The following is a 2,857-nucleotide window of genomic DNA, read 5'->3' as shown; positions in this document are numbered from 1 at the left end:
AGGGAAAGTGGAGAAAACTCCGGGGCTTTGACTGCCTGGCCAAGGTCATCACCGGAGTGAAGTTCAAAGATGGAGAGGAGGTGTCAACAGCCGACCAGAGCGCTGCTTAATCTGGCTTTTTGAACACCAAAATTGACAATAACTCGCAGCTTTGTGGGGGTGGGCTAATGACCCGCAAAGCCAGCGAGTAAGGCAGCTATCGTGCCCGCCAATGCTGCATAGGCATATTCATGAGCTGATCCAGCGCAAAACACACCATTTTTTTTAATTGAGTAAGGTTTTTGTCATTTGACGAAAATGTCAGAGTGGTTATAGTTGGCAGCTATGCGATTTTAGACGAGTGATGCTGCTGTTCGAAAACCTTTAATTAATTACTATTTATCACGGTTTTTTTAAGGTGCTCCACCTGAGAGAAGTTTTACATGTTTAAAAATACACTTATTTTAGTCGGCGCCACCCTAACTTTTTCTGTTAATGCAGAAATTATCGATCTTGGAAATATTAGTCTTGATACTTCATCCGGCCTTGAATGGCTTGACTTGACAGCAACAACAGGATACTCAATTGATCAGCTTACAATACTATTTGATGATTCAAACTCATATTTTTATGGGTGGAGCCTCGCTACACTTGAAGATACCCAGCAGTTTATGGTCAATTTCGGGATACCTTTAGCATACAAATTTACGGGTGGTTCTACGGTTATAGATCAGGCCATAAAAAACGCATCTATGCATTTAGGTGATACTGTTAATCTAGGTTACTACTATGAAAATGGCTTTTTGGGGTTAGTCGAGGGCGGACAATTTGGTGGATTTCTGACAATCGGAGCTTATTCTCTAACTGGGTTACTCACATATGGTATCGAGACTTTACCATATAGTGCCGAATATGCTTCTTCACATTCCTCGCCCTGGATTGGGGTATATTTGAACAGATCATCTGAGGTTCCGTTCACTGCACCTGCATGGTGATTTGACTCGGATTAAGTAGGTTTGGAGGGATTAGGTAAGCACAAATAATAATCGCTGAAACATCCAGCTATAACAAATTGGCAGAGAAGCTGCGCGCCCAGCTGCAGCTTGGACATATACACAAGTTAATCAGGAATATCAGCTTATTGTTTCTAGTAATACTTAAGCCACATCACCATTTCGATCGCCTGATGCCAAATTTGGCGATTTGGCGTCAATGCTAAAGAGGCACCGATGCTCACATATCAGGTTCGTCCACGTGAATACAGGAACAGCTCCGGTCGTGAGCTGCCGTTCCCAGCTGATGGGGTTGTGCGATTTCACTTTCTTCCTCTGCAACCCTTCGGGCTAGAGGCCGGTGGTGGGGACACTGCTGTTCGTGATGCTAAAACAAGTATTCATTTCAATGCCAATACTGGAGCAACTTCTGTTGAATCCGAGAACCCGCTTAAACCATTGAGGGTTGAAATTGAAGATTTAAATCGTACCCTTAAACTAGAAGGCAACGTTCTATCGGCATCCCAACAATTTGAGAATATTGATGACCTGAATAAGTTGGTTGAAAATATCTATTTTAAAACTCCGAAGCTGCTGTCCTTAAATTTCATCGATCCACCCTATATTGAACGTGTAGAAGGCACTGTAGGCAACGTCGAATTCAGGTGGGAGCTTGCTAAATGGAATTGGCCGATCCGCGTAACGAGCCAACAGCTTCAGGAAGAAATCGTCGTATCTCGCAGGTACGCAACCCCATCGATCTGGACCAGGACGGCAGCCCCGACCAGTTTGCCTACAAGATGATCGGTGCCTTCGTCACCACAGATAACCAGGTGCGCAACAATGCTGCTGGCACACCCTGGCAGACACCGGGCAAGGTGGAAACCCTGCAGGCCTCTGCTGTGGCTGAGGGCACGGAGAATGAAGAGGTCAACAAAGGTGCCGGGCGCATGGAGTGCATCCAGCGCACGGTGAATCTGCGGGTGGTGATTGGGGAGTGAAGGAGAGGCTCTAACCCCTCCTTATGCTGAGCAGTGAATTCACTTATTTCAATATCTTGAACGATTTCTTTCAGAAAATTCGAGTAAGCCGAACTCTAAGACACCAACTGTGGCATTTATTCCGCCTGGATTAACATTAAATGAAATGCCAGTGGGTACCTCCGCATTTTCATTAAGAACTAAGATACGTCCCCCTGCTCCAGTACCAGCGCCCCCAGCAGGGCCTCCACCTCTAGCAGTTACACTTCCTGGTGAACCTGTAATTAAAAGTGCAGCTAAAATGATTCCACCACCTGAACCACCTCCGGCCAAAAGAGTACCGCCTCCACCTGGACTACCACCATTAGCTAGGATTTGCCCTTCTAGAATAATTGAGTCAATTGCGATTAATTCTATAGCACCACCAGCTCCCCCACCACCTGCTCCTTTAGTGGCAAATAGATCAGTTCCAGTTCCCCCACCACCACTACCAGCTTGAAGTACTTGGTTTAAATCACCATAATCACTGTCCTCAACTATTCCACCAAAACCATTACCACCTTTCCCACCAAACCCTGCTCCATTACCTCGGGCACCAAGACCTCTATATCCGCCGAGTCCACCGCCAGGCCCTAAACCATCAAAACCTTTTATTTCTCCTCCATCACCACCTTTACCTCCGCCAGGCCCCCCATACCCTCCAAGCCCGGTAGATCCTGGAGGGGAATTTGTCCCTACGGAATTTGATCCGTTTTCTCCACTAGTGTGGTGTATTAAACTATTTACTGAAATGCAAGAGCCTGCCTAGCCCTTCCTACCTTCGCCAAAATTTCATCGACTGATTTTGTCCATACAAATGGCTTTGGAGCCTTGTTATGTGCATCGATAAACCCTGTGATAGCCTCC

The 2,857-nt window shown here is 46.2% G+C and carries 3 protein-coding genes and 1 pseudogene; 2 read left to right on the top strand and 2 right to left on the bottom strand.

Annotation, left to right across the window (positions count from 1 at the left end; all coding sequences use genetic code 11):
* Window positions 1-422 precede the first annotated feature (422 nt).
* Together ACL7TT_RS20450 and ACL7TT_RS20445 are read left to right on the top strand one after the other, a co-directional pair.
* The gene (locus tag ACL7TT_RS20450; protein ID WP_413398022.1) at window positions 423-974 is read left to right on the top strand and encodes a hypothetical protein; all 552 of its coding nucleotides are present in this window, start codon (window positions 423-425) and stop codon (window positions 972-974) included.
* Window positions 975-1,651: 677 nt separating this feature from the next.
* Window positions 1,652-1,972, top strand: a complete 321-nt coding sequence (locus ACL7TT_RS20445) for a hypothetical protein (RefSeq protein ID WP_413398021.1) — start codon at window positions 1,652-1,654, stop codon at window positions 1,970-1,972.
* 48 nt (window positions 1,973-2,020) lie between these two features.
* Here the strand turns inward: ACL7TT_RS20445 and ACL7TT_RS20440 are convergent, their stop codons facing one another.
* Together ACL7TT_RS20440 and ACL7TT_RS20435 are read right to left on the bottom strand one after the other, a co-directional pair.
* The gene (locus tag ACL7TT_RS20440) at window positions 2,021-2,284 is read right to left on the bottom strand and encodes a hypothetical protein (RefSeq protein WP_413398020.1); all 264 of its coding nucleotides are present in this window, start codon (window positions 2,282-2,284) and stop codon (window positions 2,021-2,023) included.
* A gap of 449 nt (window positions 2,285-2,733) precedes the next feature.
* Window positions 2,734-2,857 (bottom strand): annotated as a pseudogene (locus ACL7TT_RS20435) (IS630-like element ISCARN69 family transposase); the annotation flags it as partial.

The sequence above is a fragment of the Microbulbifer jejuensis genome (assembly GCF_047289955.1).
Lineage (GTDB): Bacteria > Pseudomonadota > Gammaproteobacteria > Pseudomonadales > Cellvibrionaceae > Microbulbifer.
This window is presented reverse-complemented; position numbering and strand designations above follow the sequence as displayed.

Bases quoted from the DNA above. Each gene is read 5' to 3' on its own strand.
- ACL7TT_RS20450 (WP_413398022.1), top strand. From the start codon at position 423: ATGTTTAAAAATACACTTATTTTAGTCGGCGCCACCCTAACTTTTTCT.
- ACL7TT_RS20445 (WP_413398021.1), top strand. From the start codon at position 1,652: ATGGAATTGGCCGATCCGCGTAACGAGCCAACAGCTTCAGGAAGAAAT.